This is a genomic window from Mesorhizobium sp. M7A.T.Ca.US.000.02.2.1 (assembly GCF_003996995.1).
Classification (GTDB): Bacteria; Pseudomonadota; Alphaproteobacteria; order Rhizobiales; family Rhizobiaceae; genus Mesorhizobium.
Map to the genome: position 1 here is coordinate 1 of NZ_RZTT01000779.1, position 1178 is coordinate 1178.

The following is a 1178-nucleotide window of genomic DNA, read 5'->3' on the forward strand; positions in this document are numbered from 1 at the left end:
CCCCTACTCCCCTACTCCCCTCTAGCCAATCTTGTTGGGGATCCTGGCCTCTATCCTGCTGAAGGCGAAGACCAGAATACCGGTGATCGTCATGTAGATCAGCGCCAGCAGCAGCAGGGGTTCGTAGGTGAGGTAGGTGTCCTGCCGTACCTTGGACGAAACGGCGAAGATGTCGATGACGCTGATCGTCGCCACCAACGGCGTCGACTTCAATTGCAGCACGGTCTCGCCGGTCAGCGTCGGCAGCGCCCGGTAGATGGCCTGCGGCAGCCAGATCCGCCGGAATGCCTTCCAGCGGCTCATGCCAAAGGCACGCGCCGCCTCCAGTTGTCCCTTGGGCACGCCGGCAAAGGCGCCACGCATCACCTCGCCCTCATAGCCGGCGAAAGACAGGGTCAACGCCAGCACGCCATAGGGCCAGGCTTGCCTGAGATATGGCCACATCCAGGATTCGCGGATCCACGGATATTGCGGGAACAGCGAACCCAGGCCGTAATAGAGCAGCCAGAGCTGGATCAGCAGCGGCGTGCCCCGGATCACCGTGCAGAACACCTTGGCAGGCGCGGCGAACCAGAATGAGCCGGCGGCTTGCGCCAGCCCGAGCGGCACGGCGAGCAGAAAGCCCAGCACGCAGGTGACGGCCAGGATCCACAGCGACCGCCAGATGCCGATCAAGCCCATTTCATAATATTGCGGCAGCCAGTCCCAGCGCATGAAAAAGGCAGCCGACAAAACAAAGCCCAGTGCGATCAGGATCAGCACGATGCGATGCGGCTGCAGCCACAGCGATGTTCGCGCGACGACGTTGATGATGGCAGCCTCGTTGGCCATCAGCGCGCCTCCTTGAGCGAAGGCATGCCGCGCCGCGACCAGGTCTCGACCCGGCCGATGACGAGGTTGGAGAACAGCGACAAAAGCAGATAGAGCACGCCCGCCGCGAAAAAGAAGGTGAAATAGGCTTTGGTGACACCCGCCGCCTGCCGCGTCGCCAGCGCCAGTTCGTAGAAGCCGACGACCGCCAATAGCGCGGTATCCTTGGTGGCGATCAGCCAGAGATTGGCGAGGCCCGGTATGGCGAAGGGCAGCATTGACGGCAAGGTGATGCGCCGCAACAGCAGGCCCGGAGACATTCCATAGGCGCGGGCGGCCTCGATCTGGCCCTGCGGAATGGCCAGGAT

At 63.0% G+C, this 1178-nt stretch carries 2 protein-coding genes; both read right to left on the minus strand.

The window, feature by feature from the left end; genetic code table 11:
* Window positions 1–21: 21 nt before the first annotated feature.
* The gene (locus EOD15_RS34555) at window positions 22–831 is read right to left on the minus strand and encodes an ABC transporter permease (RefSeq protein WP_127320832.1); all 810 of its coding nucleotides are present in this window, start codon (window positions 829–831) and stop codon (window positions 22–24) included.
* Window positions 831–1178: ABC transporter permease subunit (locus EOD15_RS34560; RefSeq protein WP_127409314.1), on the minus strand; the 348-nt coding region annotated here is incomplete at its 5' end. The genes EOD15_RS34560 and EOD15_RS34555, both read right to left, overlap by 1 nt.